At 52.4% G+C, this 13801-nt stretch carries 19 protein-coding genes and 3 pseudogenes; 7 read left to right on the top strand and 15 right to left on the bottom strand.

From position 1 onward, the window contains the following. Window positions 1-5: 5 nt before the first annotated feature. Complete coding sequence (gene menE / locus CIP100161_RS02180) at window positions 6-1115, top strand: o-succinylbenzoate--CoA ligase (RefSeq protein WP_155871573.1); 1110 nt, start codon at window positions 6-8, stop codon at window positions 1113-1115. Here menE and CIP100161_RS02175 read toward each other — a convergent pair. From CIP100161_RS02175 to CIP100161_RS02160, 5 genes and pseudogenes are all read right to left on the bottom strand, one after another. After that, a pseudogene (locus CIP100161_RS02175) lies at window positions 1075-1527 on the bottom strand (HNH endonuclease signature motif containing protein); the annotation flags it as partial. The gene menE and the pseudogene CIP100161_RS02175 overlap by 41 nt on opposite strands. Beyond that, window positions 1520-1705 carry a replication initiation protein gene (locus CIP100161_RS12030; protein ID WP_232053179.1) on the bottom strand — a complete coding sequence of 62 codons (186 nt, stop codon included), beginning with the start codon at window positions 1703-1705 and terminating at the stop codon, window positions 1520-1522. The pseudogene CIP100161_RS02175 and the gene CIP100161_RS12030, both read right to left, overlap by 8 nt. Before the next feature lie 488 nt (window positions 1706-2193). Then, window positions 2194-2508 carry a hypothetical protein gene (locus CIP100161_RS02165; protein ID WP_155871569.1) on the bottom strand — a complete coding sequence of 105 codons (315 nt, stop codon included), beginning with the start codon at window positions 2506-2508 and terminating at the stop codon, window positions 2194-2196. After that, window positions 2492-2623 (bottom strand): hypothetical protein, encoded by a 132-nt coding sequence (locus tag CIP100161_RS12335; RefSeq protein ID WP_269472938.1) that lies wholly within the window; start codon window positions 2621-2623, stop codon window positions 2492-2494. Before CIP100161_RS12335 ends, CIP100161_RS02165 begins: the two co-directional genes overlap by 17 nt. 180 nt (window positions 2624-2803) lie before the next feature. Then, window positions 2804-2947 (bottom strand): hypothetical protein, encoded by a 144-nt coding sequence (locus tag CIP100161_RS02160; RefSeq protein ID WP_155871567.1) that lies wholly within the window; start codon window positions 2945-2947, stop codon window positions 2804-2806. Between the two features lie 388 nt (window positions 2948-3335). Here CIP100161_RS02160 and CIP100161_RS02155 point away from each other — a divergent pair, with 388 nt between their 5' ends. Further along, window positions 3336-3566: a hypothetical protein gene (locus CIP100161_RS02155; protein ID WP_155871565.1), complete on the top strand. Its 231-nt coding sequence runs from the start codon at window positions 3336-3338 to the stop codon at window positions 3564-3566. Between the two features lie 74 nt (window positions 3567-3640). Here the strand turns inward: CIP100161_RS02155 and CIP100161_RS02150 are convergent, their stop codons facing one another. Further along, window positions 3641-4135 carry a recombinase family protein gene (locus CIP100161_RS02150; protein WP_426726846.1) on the bottom strand — a complete coding sequence of 165 codons (495 nt, stop codon included), beginning with the start codon at window positions 4133-4135 and terminating at the stop codon, window positions 3641-3643. 349 nt (window positions 4136-4484) lie between these two features. Beyond that, a complete protein-coding gene (locus CIP100161_RS12505) occupies window positions 4485-4799 on the bottom strand; it encodes a trypsin-like serine protease (RefSeq protein ID WP_390884948.1) in 315 nt (104 codons plus the stop codon). A gap of 455 nt (window positions 4800-5254) precedes the next feature. Between CIP100161_RS12505 and CIP100161_RS02140 the strand changes: the two genes are divergently transcribed. After that, window positions 5255-6889, top strand: a complete 1635-nt coding sequence (locus CIP100161_RS02140) for a phospholipase A2 (RefSeq protein ID WP_155871561.1) — start codon at window positions 5255-5257, stop codon at window positions 6887-6889. A gap of 2 nt (window positions 6890-6891) precedes the next feature. After that, the gene (locus tag CIP100161_RS02135) at window positions 6892-7395 is read left to right on the top strand and encodes a hypothetical protein (protein ID WP_155871559.1); all 504 of its coding nucleotides are present in this window, start codon (window positions 6892-6894) and stop codon (window positions 7393-7395) included. A gap of 45 nt (window positions 7396-7440) precedes the next feature. On the opposite strand, the pseudogene CIP100161_RS12500 reads toward CIP100161_RS02135, so the two are convergent. The 5 genes and pseudogenes from CIP100161_RS12500 to CIP100161_RS02115 form a co-directional block, all read right to left on the bottom strand. Then, a pseudogene (locus CIP100161_RS12500) lies at window positions 7441-7826 on the bottom strand (transposase); the annotation flags it as partial. Between the two features lie 264 nt (window positions 7827-8090). Further along, window positions 8091-8267, bottom strand: a complete 177-nt coding sequence (locus CIP100161_RS02125) for a hypothetical protein (protein ID WP_155871555.1) — start codon at window positions 8265-8267, stop codon at window positions 8091-8093. Window positions 8268-8482: 215 nt separating this feature from the next. Beyond that, on the bottom strand, window positions 8483-8749 hold the full coding sequence (locus CIP100161_RS02120) for a hypothetical protein (protein WP_155871553.1): 267 nt from the start codon (window positions 8747-8749) through the stop codon (window positions 8483-8485). Window positions 8750-8762: 13 nt separating this feature from the next. After that, window positions 8763-8924, bottom strand: coding sequence for an LGFP repeat-containing protein (locus CIP100161_RS12025; RefSeq protein ID WP_232053052.1), 162 nt, complete (start codon window positions 8922-8924; stop codon window positions 8763-8765). Beyond that, window positions 8908-9435: a hypothetical protein gene (locus tag CIP100161_RS02115; protein ID WP_232053050.1), complete on the bottom strand. Its 528-nt coding sequence runs from the start codon at window positions 9433-9435 to the stop codon at window positions 8908-8910. Before CIP100161_RS02115 ends, CIP100161_RS12025 begins: the two co-directional genes overlap by 17 nt. 116 nt (window positions 9436-9551) lie before the next feature. Between CIP100161_RS02115 and CIP100161_RS02110 the strand changes: the two genes are divergently transcribed. Continuing rightward, on the top strand, window positions 9552-10454 hold the full coding sequence (locus CIP100161_RS02110; protein ID WP_155871551.1) for a trypsin-like serine protease: 903 nt from the start codon (window positions 9552-9554) through the stop codon (window positions 10452-10454). A gap of 124 nt (window positions 10455-10578) precedes the next feature. Here the strand turns inward: CIP100161_RS02110 and CIP100161_RS02105 are convergent, their stop codons facing one another. Together CIP100161_RS02105 and CIP100161_RS02100 are read right to left on the bottom strand one after the other, a co-directional pair. After that, window positions 10579-11619 carry a replication initiation protein gene (locus tag CIP100161_RS02105; protein WP_232053049.1) on the bottom strand — a complete coding sequence of 347 codons (1041 nt, stop codon included), beginning with the start codon at window positions 11617-11619 and terminating at the stop codon, window positions 10579-10581. 5 nt (window positions 11620-11624) lie between these two features. Further along, a pseudogene (locus CIP100161_RS02100) lies at window positions 11625-12293 on the bottom strand (HNH endonuclease signature motif containing protein); the annotation flags it as partial. Window positions 12294-12434: 141 nt separating this feature from the next. On the opposite strand from CIP100161_RS02100, the gene CIP100161_RS02095 reads away from it, so the two are divergent. Then, window positions 12435-13298 (top strand): 1,4-dihydroxy-2-naphthoate polyprenyltransferase, encoded by an 864-nt coding sequence (locus CIP100161_RS02095; protein WP_155871547.1) that lies wholly within the window; start codon window positions 12435-12437, stop codon window positions 13296-13298. On the opposite strand, the gene CIP100161_RS02090 is transcribed toward CIP100161_RS02095, so the two are convergent. Next, window positions 13273-13614 (bottom strand): DUF4229 domain-containing protein, encoded by a 342-nt coding sequence (locus CIP100161_RS02090; RefSeq protein WP_155871545.1) that lies wholly within the window; start codon window positions 13612-13614, stop codon window positions 13273-13275. The genes CIP100161_RS02095 and CIP100161_RS02090 overlap by 26 nt on opposite strands. Here CIP100161_RS02090 and CIP100161_RS02085 point away from each other — a divergent pair. Next, the gene (locus CIP100161_RS02085) at window positions 13613-13801 is read left to right on the top strand and encodes a hypothetical protein (protein ID WP_155871543.1); all 189 of its coding nucleotides are present in this window, start codon (window positions 13613-13615) and stop codon (window positions 13799-13801) included. The genes CIP100161_RS02090 and CIP100161_RS02085 overlap by 2 nt on opposite strands.

The raw sequence follows: 13801 nt of genomic DNA, 5'->3' as shown, positions 1-13801 counted from the left end.
TCAGCATGATCCTCGAACCCCTCATCGTGCCCGCATACCCCAATGAGATCCTCGATGAGCTCGAGGCCGCGATCGCTGGCGAATGCTGCTACCTGCCGGTACCACCCAACGACCAGCTGCTTCGCCGCACCCTGAAAGCCGGACAACCCATCGACAACGACATCGCCCTCGTCGTGGCCACCTCCGGCTCCACCGGTACCCCCAAAGGCGCACTTCTTACCGCCGCCAACCTTGTTTCCTCCGCCGACGCTACCCACCAGTACCTAGGCGGAGAAGCACAATGGCTACTCGCCATGCCTGGCTATCACATTGCTGGAATCCAAGTACTTATTCGATCATTAATTGCTGGGTACGACCCCCTTATTCTCGACGTTTCCCACGGGTTCAACATTTCCGAATTCGCACGCATCGCCAACACGTTGGAGGACACGACTTACACTTCGTTGACGCCCATGCAATTACTCAAGGCCATGGACACCCTCGAAGGTATTGAAGCGTTACGACGTTTCGCGGCGATCCTTGTGGGAGGAGCACCCTTGCGTGCCGACGACCTCCGCGCCGCGAAAGAACTCGGAATCAACGTCGTGACAACATACGGCTCCTCCGAAACCTCCGGCGGCTGTGTATATAACGGTCGCCCCATCCCTGGTGCAAAAGTACGCGTAGTGGGCGAACGCATCCACCTTGGTGGCCCCATGGTCGCGCGTGGCTACCGCAACGGCGAAGAATTCGGAGATTGGTTTATCACCTCCGACACCGGCACAATTACCGACGGCGTGCTCACAGTTACTGGACGAGTGGATACGATCATTGACTCTGGCGGACTGAAAATCCATCCCGAAATTCTCGAACAGCAAATCCTGAGTGTCCGCGGTGTTTCTGGGGTATGTGTTGTAGGCGTGCCAGATCGACGCTTGGGACAGGCCATCGTGGCTGCATACGAAGGAGCTGCACACCCAACCGAGATCATCACAGCTCTTGACGATCTCCCCCGTTGGCAGCTGCCAAAAGACATCCGCCGCGTGGATCAGCTACCACTCATTGGCCCTGGAAAAGTGAACCGCCAAGCAGTACTTAAGATGTTCGATACCTCAGCTTCGCATCGCGGCGCTTAGTTCGCGCTTCTGCCCGCTGCATAAAACTCTGCCCAAACATCACCCCCTCTGCAGCTGTTGTCACCTCTGTACCATCAGCCATGATCCAGTCCACGGCGACTCCATTCTCGGAGACGCAGTCCACAACTTTAGAAGTTTTGAGGTTATGGTGGTGCCGGCATAAGCACTGGGCGTTATGGGGAGTGGTTCTTCCTCCTACGTCATACTCCTCGATATGGTCTATATCGCAGTGCGAAGCAGGAACCATACAGCCTGGGAACCGGCAATGCCCATCGCGTGCTTGGATGTAATCACGCATGGTTGCCGGAAACGCATAGGCACTAGTCGATGCTTCTTCCGCTTTATCAATATCGTGGTATTTCTTGTCAAGCCCCGCCACAATGGAATCGGGCACGCGAGCACCACTAAGGGCCGATGTTGTGCTCGACAAGCACCCGCACGACGTTGCGCACGTACAAGGCCAGGTCTGCGGGGTGGCCTCCGGCTTCTCCTGGCTGGTCTATATCTACGACGAGGACTGCGGCGTATTGCTTGCTCGTGAGCTTGGCGTACTCGCATTTGCCAAGGGCCTCGGAGTCGGTGCGGTACATGCGCGGTGAGACCTCGCCGGCTTTGTTGCGGCGGTAGGCCTTTTTAAAGTCGCGGGTGATTGAACCGTGGAGGACGTCGAGGCCTAAATGTGCGAGAAGAAAATCGCGGTCTGTCGTGCTCGCGGGCGTATCGTCGAGTCCCGCGCTGTCGCGGTCGACACGGGGGTGTGTCTCAATGTGTGCAGAATCTACACGATTGGGTAAACTCACAGTCATGCTTTCTCCCAGTGGCGACTGGGTGATAAGCGAAAGTCACTGGGGTGCTGCCCGGTGGATTTCTTCGTTTTTCGGTCTTCTTGACAGTAAATCACACCACGGTAATTCACCCCTGGTGACACACTTAATGCGCGTTTTCGCCCTGCGCTGATTTCCCCTCACGGCTGCGCATTTTTACCCCCCTCTAAGTTCCTTCGGCTCAACCTGCGCATAAGTCGACACACGCCTGCGCAGATTTACCGATATGGCATGTGCTTGCTTGTCCTCATGCGCTAACTAAGTGCTTGTGTTGGGGTGTCTGGGTGCCGTCCAAGTTCTCCACGGATTTTTACTAACGCGGTCATTTCGCTTGTTAGGCGTCCGACTTTGTTGTCCAGGATGTCGACCTCGGCTTGCTCGTTTCCGGAGAGTCTGCGGTAGTCGCCGGAATCATCGAGGACAATAGCGGCACGTTCAATGCCGGCGGCTTCTAGTTGTTCCATGTAGCGGTCAATCTCGGAGACTGGCTTGGCATGGTTGCGGATGACTCGCCAGAAGTCTTTCTCCGGGTCTAGCGCATATCCCGATTGTTCAGTAGCCGCGTCCACGAGGACGATGATCTCGTCCGCGATCGCGCCGATGCCATACGCCACCGCGTAATTTGCCTAGCGGGATGGTGATTTCGTGGAGGATAGCCTCCCACAGCTCGGTGTACTTCGTCATGACTGGGTCCTTTCATCAGGAGATAGTGAGGTTCGAGTCTTTCGATTCTTTATATCTGCCGGGGACAACATGGCTGTTGCCGGTGGGAACGAGCATTCGGAGGCTAGTGAAGCACTCCGCTGATCGCTGCGGCGAGTGCACACACGCCGGTGAAAAGCCCGACAGCTGCGATGGCGAACCCTATGGCTCGAGCAGTCTGCCGTGCTTCGGGGCGTAGTCCTCGGAGTAGTAGCCATCCGGGCCGAGATTTTCGTCCGGGTCTTCGCCGACGGTGGACTCATAGTAGGCCACAGATTCACCGTGCATCTTCGCGATGGTCAGCACGTCCCGCAGCCTCCTTTCGCCCTTGGCACGCCCCGCACGGAGTGCGGAAGCACGTTTACTGCAAATGTACCAAAGAAAATCAGGCGTAGGCCTGAAAGGCCTACGCCTGACGGGCAAAAAGGCCACATTGGCGCAGAAATAGGTGCTTGTGCCAAACAGTCAATCACGCAAGCGATTGACGAATTAAGCGGATGGGCAAGTGACAACGGCGAGCACTAAGCCACGGATAAACGTGCTTATCCGTATTGCTTTACACCTTGTCGTAGAGATAGCAAGAAACGTTGATGAGCCTTTACTCACGGTTATAGCCGATAGCGCCGACACGTAGCTGCAAGCTGGCCAATAGATGTTCGAGGGAAAGTGCACAGCCATGTGAGAGGGTCATTCTATGAGAAGAAAACATCCGTCGCCCGCACTTCGTCCATCGCTTCGCACCAGCTCCGTGATTTTCGGGGTGGTGGTCATTTCAATTATCGTCGCCAGCCTGTTTGGCTGGGTGGCGGCAGAGCTCCTAACTATTTACGCCTTCTGTCTGCTTACTGTAGCAGTGAGCGTTGGTGTCGCCATAGCAGCCGCCATGCCGTGGGAGGTACCAGTGAAAAAAATCGCGCTGGATTGATACCGGGATTTTCCTCGGCCTCATCCTGGGGGCGCTGGCCCTTTTCTCGCTTGCTGACCACTTCTAACGGCTCGCTAGTCGTCAACGAGGTACCTGTATAGGGTCGTGCGTCCTATTCCGAAACGTCGCGCGACTTCCGCTTTGGGGATCCCCTCCCCTACCCAGGTGCGCGCTTGTATCACTTGCTCATCGGTAAGCGTCTTTGCGCGTCCTTTGTAGACTCCGCGTGCTTTGGCTTTCGCAATGCCTTCGGCTTGCCGCTCTCGAATAATCGCGCGCTCAAACTCTGCCACACTGCCAAGCAGTCCGAGCATAAGCTTGGCAATCGGCGTTGAATCCAACGAGTAGGTCTGCCCCTCTTTAAGGAACTTCACGGACACGCCGCGCTCGGTAAGTTCATCGACCAGGCGGTGCAGATCGACTAGCGAGCGCGCAAGGCGATCCATGCTGACCACAATGAGCTGATCGCCGGCACGAAGATAATTCAACGCTCCGTCTAGTCCGGGCCGCTGGGTGGAGGAACCGCTGACGGTATCAGTGAAAATCCGAAAGACTTTCTCCTCTTTCAACGCAGCGGTCTGCCGCTCGAGGTTTTGGTCTTTGGAGCTGACGCGCGCGTAACCAATTTTCTGCCCCGCAATCGCCTCAGGTTGTTCCGGGATGTCTAGGGGTAGCGAGGTTCTGTTTCATTGCACATGAAACCACCCTATCGAAGCGTGGGTTAGTTCCAGTGGATGTAATTCAAAATATGCCCCAGTAGGGTGTACTCGAATATTTTAATCCGGTCGCGGCTTTTTTCTTTTCCTGATCCGTGAGCCCAGCATTGCTCGTCAACGTGTCCTCAATCCAAGATAGGCGCGAAATAATGTCGGTGTGCCACATAGGACGATTTTGCCCATCACGACAGGACGGGTGGAATCAGCCGACGGTATGCACGGCATAGAGCATAGTGTCTTTGTAGATAGGGCCTCCTGAATCTCCCCCGCAGGATCGCGACAGGGTCGCTGAAGTCTCTTTAAAGAGATCCGTGTAGGTAACGTTCCCAAAGTTGAGGGAGGCTACCCGCTCGGAAATCACTGTTAGTACTGAAGGCGTATAATCATGAGTCTGCCCATGCCCAGTAAGTTCCGCTTGATCACCGATCTTTAGAGATTCATTGGCAAGAGTGAAAGGCTCTGCGCTGATTCCTTCCCCAACCTTAACGAGGGCAACGTCATCAGCTGAAGACTTGATATAGATAGCCGCGATTCCCGCAACATCTCCGTCTGATTATTGAAGGAAGCCATCCATAAACGGGCTGCTAGATACGCAATGGTGCGCGGTCAACCAAAAAATGTTCCCTATATAGCTGGCAGTACAGTCTCGACGGACGCGTTTGTCGTTTAAATCATCCCAGCTTGGGATAACAGACCATAAGGTTGCAATGCGGTTGTCGGTGATTGCGACAGTGCTGCTGGCTTGTAGCGTGACGAGATCATTGTCTGTTGCGTGGGCTACTGCGGTGGCGGCAAGCATAATACTTGCACTGCAAGTCAGCGGGATGAGAGTGTTTGCTATGGTCCTTGTGCGCACGAGCGATAGTTAACTTCGGTTTAAAAAGCATTGGCGTATGTCCTGCGAAATCCTTGAACAGTATGTAGCCTATCGGCTTAGAAGACTTCTCTTTTCAAACTCTCTTAAGGACTTCAATGAAAGCTCTTTCGCGCAAATTGCTCGCGTTTGCCTCGGCAAGCTTATTGATGAGTGCTATACCTGGCACCGCGGTAGCTCAGTCATCATTTTCCGGTTCCTCTATTCGCGATAGTGCTCAAACAACGCTGGAAGAATCCATACCGTTTGATTCTGCCGACAACCCAGATTCCACTACTGACACCAGTGATGTCTCACTACAGTCGATTGATGGTCCGTTTGCAGAATGGGGAATCGCAACCCCTCCGGGGGCAGAAGACTATCAGGTAAATCAAGCTACAAATGAGGAGCTTGACTCCCAGGGGCTCGACGAATGGCACCCAACTCTTAATCCAAACAAAGAGGTTATTCCGGGGCAGATGCGTTCCGATCGGGAAGAAGTCCCCGCCGGTGTCGATAAAGCGGAAGCCGATAAGGCAGAAATTCGTGAAGCACAGCTGACAGATCCTGATACTCCCACGTTGAATGCGCCGCCAGGCTGTGGCGTCTACTGGCCAACAAGTTTTGAAGTATGCGGCTTGATCAAAGAAAAATACGACAGCATCGGTGGACCTACCAGTTTTCTTCTTCTACCCAAATCCAACGAATTAACCAATCCCGATGGGGTGGGAAAACGTTCCGAATTCGTCAACGGATATATCTACTGGCACCCGAAGACTGGGGCACATACCGTTAGCCTTCCAGTATCGAAGGTCTGGGCCCGCCATGGTTGGGAGAAAGGATTCCTAGGTTATCCCACTACCAGTGATATCCCTCAGGGCAATGCATGGTACAAGCAAGACTTCCAAGGTGGCCACGTCTACACTCATAATGCATTACCGGCGAGCCAAGCCAGTATTCAAGGTGCCATCTACGACAAATGGCAATCCATGGGCGCCCAAAACAGTGAACTCGGCTACCCGATTAGCGACGAACTCACCACCCCAGACGGCGTCGGACGCTACAACGTTTTCGAACACGGCACGATCTACTGGACCCCCAAAACAGGCGCGCATTTTGTTAGTGGATTAACTCAGTACGTATGGGCTGATTCGGGATACGAAAAGGGGAAATACGGATATCCAGTGGGTGACAGCTATATGAATGCTATAGGGGAGACCGTTCAGGATTTTGAAAAAGGCCAGATGAACCTTACACAGATTCTTAAAGACGCTAGTGACGGTGTTGTAGATGGAAAGCCTGTAAACAGTCTATTGTTGAATTTTCTGAGCACACAGCTGAAGCAGGATTTTGCTGCATATGTCGAGAATATGGTTTCGCTACAGTCGGGCTCGGATAACGGTGGGGTAACTATTCCTGCTCGGTATAACTACGACCCGAGTCAAGGAAGTTTGCGCGATTATTGTACTAAGTCACCAGATTTTTATTACTACCCTGAAGGGATATCAGCAGATTTCAGAGGTGCTTGCGCCCGACACGATATCTGTTACTTTGATGTAGAAAATTCTGGAGGAGCATCATCTGGATTTGCGAACTGTAATCGACAGTTTAGAGATAATCTTCGAACAGTATGTAGAAATGTCTACTCTAATGAATACTGGCGTCGGAATGATTGCGTCTTTACCGCAAATTCATACTATGAAGCTGTAGTGGTAGTGCACCCTTCGCATTGGGCAGGGCATATAGGAGGCTAGTCATGAAGAACCTACTCTTTTATCCCCTATTGGGCGGGGTCTGCGTCACTCTTACCGCATGCGGAAATGCCGTTTATACTGACGTCTCCGGTCAGGTTGGGCTCTCACTTAGTGAATCCGGTGGCATAGTTATAGAAGTAGAATCGTGCGGCGTTGAACTGGACGGCGTAGATTTATCTGGCCCAAACATAGATGGTGAGAATCATCAGTATGCGAGTTTCAAAGCTCAGAAACCTGTGTCTGGTTACTTTGAGGTTGATATTTCCAATCCAGGATCTAACTGGAAAGGAGATACCCGAATTGAAATGCCAAAGAAAGCTGATGAGCTTCTGATTGCGAATGCGTCTTCGTCGCATGAGGACGTCCAGCCGTATCCAGTAGATGCGAAACTATCGGAAATACGCGCGCTCAAGCCCGGAGAAATTATTACGGGTTCTTCGGAGAGCTCTGTAGAAGAAACCTCAAGAAAGGTCGTGACACAGGAAGAATTTTCTCGTTGCGACTGACCTTTCACGAAGCGGATCTAGTTAGTTTGAACTAGGTCGTGTCTCTTATTTGGGTTTAAGCCAGTCAAACACAGCAAATAGGACCATGCCGCCCCGATCGTTGATGGCGTGCTTTTCAAATCGGGTAGCAAGGCCCCTCCACTGCTTGGAACGGGAGAAGAATCGCTCGACGACGTTGCGATCTTTGTACCGATTCGCATCAAGCTTGGGAGGGTGCCCACCTTTGGCGCTTTTGCGTTTGCGGTTATTAACCTGGCCTTTCGCTCGGGGCAGACAAATTTAATACCTCGGCTGCGGCAATGGCCCCGGTTAGCCGCTGACGAATACGCTCGATCCGCAATCACTACGTCAGGGCGCACACGCGGCCGACCGGCACCTGACAGCTTAGGAACGCGCAGCTCTTCGAGGACGTCAGGCAAGACCACACCGTCGTGGCGTTGCCTACAGCGTGACCTGCAGGTTCATCGCACAGCGGCGAGGAATTCTTGCTATTTGTACCATAGACTACGGAGCTTAAGCGCCGTTCAGACGAGGTCAATGCAGAAAGCCGCCGAAACCTCGGCGACTTTCTCGTGTCAGACAATCGCTATCCGTGACTGCGAACGCCAGGACGTGACAATGACACAGGGCAAGGAAGTCGCTTGTACGACTTCCTTGCCCGAACTAAACCCGTGAACTAGCACCACGTACAGCGACTAATAGGGGTAAATAGACATCGGAATCGTATATGCATCTTTTGCAGTACCGCCGCGCATAAGCTGGCTAAGCTTTGCTATATGCGTGCCGTCCTCATCCGGAGCTGGACTTTCAAACGAAAATGAATGCACGAGAAGCTCTTCGGCACCGTCGAGCGACTGAGTCACAATACGCAAATTCTCTCCATCGCTCGTTGCAGATACCGGACGACGGTCTGCACCAATAAGAGGTTCAGTTTCTCTAATTTCCTGACGCACAAGATCGACTTCCAGGAGCGTTCTTCGACCCGAAAAGTACAACACACTTCCTTCTTCGTAGCGAGAAGACCTATTTACACCTGGTTCCGGTAGATCCTTGAGTTTTCCTTCATGTTTCAGGGTTTGTTTCTTGCTTAAACCATCAACTGAAAAACATCCGCACTACCAAATTCGTCAGGAAATGAAATATAGGAGTTTTCTTTCCCGCACCCAAGAACAGAGAGAAATTCTGAAGCGACTATTCCAGTAGGCCCGTCGAGACGAGACTCAGACAGTAATCCGTCAACTCCCATACGCACAAGCGTTAATCCGCTGCCATCATCTTCATCGCGTTCTATCCAGACAGCTGTTTTATCAGTACAAGCCTTCAACACGACCGGTCTCATATCACGAGTTACCACATTTGTAGTGTCCTCAGTAGCAAGTACTGAAGTGCTGCCAGTAGATATAGCCGTTAACGAATTCGGAGCGCTTTCCCACTCCATCTGGATTGGTCAGTTCGTTAGATTTGGGCAAGCTAAGAAAACTCTTAGGACCGCCGATGCTGTCGTACTTTTCTTTAATTAGTCCGCACATTTCGAATCTGGTTGGCCAGTACACACCGCAACCTGCGGCGTGCATTCAACGTTGGTGTATCTGGATCCGCAAGTTGCGCTTCCCGAACCTCTGCCTTATCAGCTTCTACCTTGTCCACACCAGCGGGGATCTCTTCCCGGTCAGAGCGCATCGTGCCAGGTATAATTTCCTTATTCGGGTTCGCGGTTGGATGCCACTCGTCTAATCCTTGTGGATTGAGATCTTCCTCAGCGACCTGATTAGCCTCATAGCCTTCAGCACCCGGAGGAGTTGGAATACCCCATTCAGCGAATGGGCCATCTACTGCTTGTGAGGGAGCTGCTTCACTTGCGATCGAGTTATCGAGGCTCGCGGCAGAATTAGGAGTTTCAGATGGTTCAATTACCGACTGAAAATCATCAGAAGTGGATGTGCCAGAAAAGGACGATTGGTCTACCGCAACACCAGGCGCGGTGCTAAACAGGATGCTTGCCGAAACGACAGCAAGCATTTTACGTGAGAACACTTTCATGACAGTCACTTGAAGTGAGAGTTAAAGAGAGGTCTTCTATTAAATCACCCTATAGACTGATGAAAGACCGTGCCGGTTAAGTGAGAAATTCTCATCTCTCAAGCCATGAGGTAACCATGAAAATAGCTAAAACCAGTCTTATAATCCTCACCTGCGCATTTACCGCACTGGGTTCTTCTCCTGCTGTAGCCCAAGAATCCAATGGCGATTTCGCTTCTCTACAAGCAAGTAGCACAGTACCGGTAAACGATAACCGGATTGCTGCTTTATGGTCAGCAATCCCAAGCCTGGACAATCCACAAGAACCCCGCATTCGACGCGACTGCACCGCAAGCTATCTAGGAAATAATTTCTGGCTCACAGCACATCACTGCGTATCTAACGCACCGTTTATGGACGGTTTTCTCCGTCAATCAGATGGCGAAGTAGCAGGTATCGCTGCTATCTACACCAAATCATCAAACGATGATGTTGTCCTAATCAAAGTAGGCGAAGGAATCCACGCAGATACCTTCACTTTCGCTAATGAGCCGTTAACCATTGGAGATCAAGCCGTACTTACCGGGTACGCGCAACCCCATGATTATGCCTCTTCAGCGTTGACAGTCATTTCCGAAAAAGTTAACTCCCTGAATTTCGGGAACGTCACATACACCGACCTTTTCAAAGGAATATCCTCAACTACTTCACGTTCCTGTGGCGGAGACTCAGGAGCCCCCATCTACAAAGACAACATCCTCTACGCGGTGCACACCGCCGGCGGATTCAACCCAGAATGCAATGATGGCCAAGATCGTCCCATGTGGCACACCAACATTGTCTCAAGGATCCCCTGGATTAAAGAAACGATGCAAAGCAATTCGAGTTTCACAGACCAGGAAAAAGCCAAATCAAACACGGGCCTAAAACACGCAGCTACCGTTTTCCCAGATGTGAGCAACCCGAAAAATCCGCACAATGATTCCTCCCCAGAAAAGAGCTCATTTAGTCTCTCTTCTCTATCAAGCACACAGCAGTAGCAAATTATTAGCGACCAGAGAACCAGATCCCCTATCTTCTCCAAGGATTTCTTCAAGTGAGGTTTTATATAACTGCCTAGCGGCAGGGGAACCGTATATTGCTTACGGCATGTTCCACTTTTAATTAAATAAGGCCAGCTTCCCGTAAAGCTTTCAAATGCCGATTCGCCTGTTGCCGGGTGATGCCTAGTTCCTGACCTACAGTTCGCCCTGACGGAAGTTTTCCTGTCTGGGTCAAAATATCCATTGCTGTAGCTAACACGCGACCTCGGGTACCTTTTCCACGACTCTGGCGAAGGGCGTTTGCAGCCTGGAATTTCTTACGCTCTGTTTGTGCATATTCCCCGTGTGGGTCTGTTTTCCAGCGTTGCGAGGCTTTCTGTCCGCCTCTGCGCCCCATGGTGGCTAAGGCTTTCCGCTCGCTGCTGGTTGCCTTTCCAAGAGCGCTCGAACCAATGGCGGCCGTGCTCTTGGATTGTGTCACGTAGCCGCGGACTCGTCGTGCCATAGTCTGGCGGTCGCGCATCGGGGGGGGAAGCTCTGCAGGGCGGCCTGCGCCGCCGTGGGTCTGTGCGACGTTGTAGGCATGTTCGTAGGCGTCGATGATGGCCGCGTCTGTGAGTCGTTGGCCGGCAGTGCGAAGCCTGTGGCCAGTCTTAAGAGCATGGCGAAACGCGGTCTCGTCGCGGGCGGCCGTGCCCTCGGTAATCCAGAGCACACGCACACCGTCGATGAGCTCCGGGTCGTACTGGTCGAGTCCAGCAGAGACTTCCGCGTCCACGTCTTGGGCCAGGGCTTTAAACGCTTGTGCCTCTTCGCGGCGGGTTTTCACCGCGTTAATGAGTTCTCGCCCAGACTTAAACTGTTGGCGTGGTGCAGCCTCGTACTGGTCTGTCCCGGCCAAGTCCCTCACCTTCCGTATCAAGTCACCTAGACGCATCACGCGATTGTGCTGCCTATACCAACGATAAGCTGACGGAGATTTCCCTGTATAGAACGGATTGCGGCTAAACCCGTGAGCAAAATGGGGATCGTGGCCGAGCAGCTCGCCTAGGGCGTACGTGGTCGCAGCTAGGAGCTTCATCTGCGAAGACTTACCCGAAGCGTCTGCGTAGACGGGGTCAATGAGCCAGATGAACTGCCCTTTTCCGCTTATGGGGTTCACGCCCACCCAGGCTGGGTATAAACCGTGTCACTCATTTTGGGCTGGAACAGCTTAACGCGAACGCCACCACCAGTTGCCAAAATGACCAATGCAGCCTCATCGTCACAAGAATGCACGCGCTTTGTCTCCGCGAGACTTTCACGAATCACCTCAGCAGAGGCATCCGAAAGCACAATATCCAGACCAGTTTTGCCCGTGCCTGCGTCATAAAACATGGCATGCACTTCTTTTTCTTCTACTACGTGAGCCTGCTCCAAATCGACAAGGAGCTGGCGAATCACATTGACGATCCTTCTCGGACCAGGCAAATGTTGCCGATCACGAGTAGGAGTCAGCATCTTGACCAATACAGCGTCAATATCTGGCCAGTGCTCCTTGCGCACCCCTCCTAATGCCTGAGCAATTGCCATCAGGCGCGGCATATCAAGATGCCACAACTGAAGAAACAATGCATGCAGCCCTTTGAGCTCTAGCAGTGTCGAGATTGCGTCGATACGCCGGAGTACAAAGTGCTCCGTTTTATCAATGCGCGCACCCAACGCTGAGCAATAAGCAGTGACATCATCGTCTGGATGAGGTTGCACACGAAGCCATCTTTGATATTCGAACTGATTGAGCAATATTTCTTCACAGGCAAACTCGTCCCCCATATCGCAACATCGATAAAAAGCCATATTTCCCCCTTAAAATCAATATATAAAGGTACCATAGCACCCTCCCCCAACATTTAGTCCCACTTGCACGTTCGAACTATTGTTCGTTATGATCTAACTATAAATTAACCACACAAGAAACGCAATGGAAGAATAGACAACATGTCTCAAGCAACCTTTGCCGATTGGAAAGAAGGCGCTCGCCCACACACTTGGGCAAACGCCTTCGCGCCCGTCATCGTAGGAACCGGCGCCGCCGGGACCGGAATCGTATGGTGGAAAGCCTTACTCGCACTCATCGTGGCCTGGGCCCTGATCATAGGAGTCAACTACGCCAACGATTACTCCGACGGCATCCGCGGCACAGATGATGACCGCACCGGCCCGCTCCGCCTCACCGGATCGGGGCTCGCTGAGCCGGCAGCCGTGAAACGCGCAGCATTTATCGCATTCGGCGTCGCTGGAATCGCAGGCATTACCTTATCCCTCACCAGTGCCTGGTGGCTCATCGCCATCGGCCTCCTATGCGTGGCTGGAGCTTGGTTCTACACTGGCGGAAAAAATCCGTATGGCTACCGAGGCCTCGGCGAAGTTGCCGTATTCATCTTCTTCGGACTCGTCGCCGTTATGGGCACACAATTCACCCAGCTTGGGCACGTCACATACGCCGGTTTCGCCTGCTCCGTCGCAATCGGAGCTATGTCTGCCGGCGTCAACCTCGTCAACAATCTGCGAGATATCCCCACAGATAAAGAATCAGGAAAGATCACCCTCGCGGTTCGCCTCGGAGACCCTGCAACCCGAATTCTGTACTACATGCTCATCACCTTGCCTTTCCTAGCCTCCCTGTCATTTTTCTCTTGGGGATCGCTAGGATTACTTGCACTCCCCCTAGCCGTCAAAGCTGCACAACCCGTAAAAAATGGTGCCACAGGAAAGGATCTCATCCCCGTCCTAGGCACCACCGGAAAAGCCATGCTGGCATGGTCACTACTGACCACTATCGGTTTGACAGTTCTCGCCTAACCCAATCCTTTTCCGCCTTGCGCTGCTCACTCCATAACGCCACAGCCTGAGTAGCGCGAACACGAACACCCTTGAAGAGGAAAACAGACAGCGGCATAGCAACAATCAACGCCAACGTAGCCGAAATCAACAACGGCACGGGCGCCTGAATAGCCACCGCTATTAATTGGATAACCGCGGTAAGCACAACAAAGAGAATAAACCGCGCAAGACCATAAACAACGACAGCCTTTCGCGCCTCAGACTTCACGGTAGGGTCTATGACAGGCTTTTTTATATCATCCACCCACAAGACCCTACCGGAAAAGGAAACCATGGGCCGACTCATTATTCTCCTTGTTCTTATCGCAGCAATCGTGTTGCTCTGGAAAGCTTTCGGGCCTAAAACATGGAAATCTCCCGAACCACCACAAATTAAGGGACCTGATGATGATGAGGATTTCCTGTGGAAGCTCGAACTTGAACAATACAAGAAGAGAAAACGGGATGAAGAGCAAGAATAG

Source organism: Corynebacterium rouxii, from assembly GCF_902702935.1.
Taxonomy (GTDB): domain Bacteria; phylum Actinomycetota; class Actinomycetes; order Mycobacteriales; family Mycobacteriaceae; genus Corynebacterium; species Corynebacterium rouxii.
This window is presented reverse-complemented; position numbering and strand designations above follow the sequence as displayed.

Bases quoted from the DNA above. Each gene is read 5' to 3' on its own strand.
- CIP100161_RS02085 (WP_155871543.1), top strand. From the start codon at position 13,613: ATGGGCCGACTCATTATTCTCCTTGTTCTTATCGCAGCAATCGTGTTG.
- CIP100161_RS02115 (WP_232053050.1), bottom strand. From the start codon at position 9,435: ATGAAAGTGTTCTCACGTAAAATGCTTGCTGTCGTTTCGGCAAGCATC.
- CIP100161_RS02140 (WP_155871561.1), top strand. From the start codon at position 5,255: ATGAAAGCTCTTTCGCGCAAATTGCTCGCGTTTGCCTCGGCAAGCTTA.
- menE (WP_155871573.1), top strand. From the start codon at position 6: ATGATCCTCGAACCCCTCATCGTGCCCGCATACCCCAATGAGATCCTC.
- CIP100161_RS12335 (WP_269472938.1), bottom strand. From the start codon at position 2,623: ATGACGAAGTACACCGAGCTGTGGGAGGCTATCCTCCACGAAATCACC.
- CIP100161_RS02090 (WP_155871545.1), bottom strand. From the start codon at position 13,614: ATGGTTTCCTTTTCCGGTAGGGTCTTGTGGGTGGATGATATAAAAAAG.
- CIP100161_RS02095 (WP_155871547.1), top strand. From the start codon at position 12,435: ATGTCTCAAGCAACCTTTGCCGATTGGAAAGAAGGCGCTCGCCCACAC.
- CIP100161_RS02155 (WP_155871565.1), top strand. From the start codon at position 3,336: ATGAGAAGAAAACATCCGTCGCCCGCACTTCGTCCATCGCTTCGCACC.
- CIP100161_RS02135 (WP_155871559.1), top strand. From the start codon at position 6,892: ATGAAGAACCTACTCTTTTATCCCCTATTGGGCGGGGTCTGCGTCACT.
- CIP100161_RS12025 (WP_232053052.1), bottom strand. From the start codon at position 8,924: ATGTGCGGACTAATTAAAGAAAAGTACGACAGCATCGGCGGTCCTAAG.
- CIP100161_RS02110 (WP_155871551.1), top strand. From the start codon at position 9,552: ATGAAAATAGCTAAAACCAGTCTTATAATCCTCACCTGCGCATTTACC.
- CIP100161_RS12030 (WP_232053179.1), bottom strand. From the start codon at position 1,705: ATGTACCGCACCGACTCCGAGGCCCTTGGCAAATGCGAGTACGCCAAG.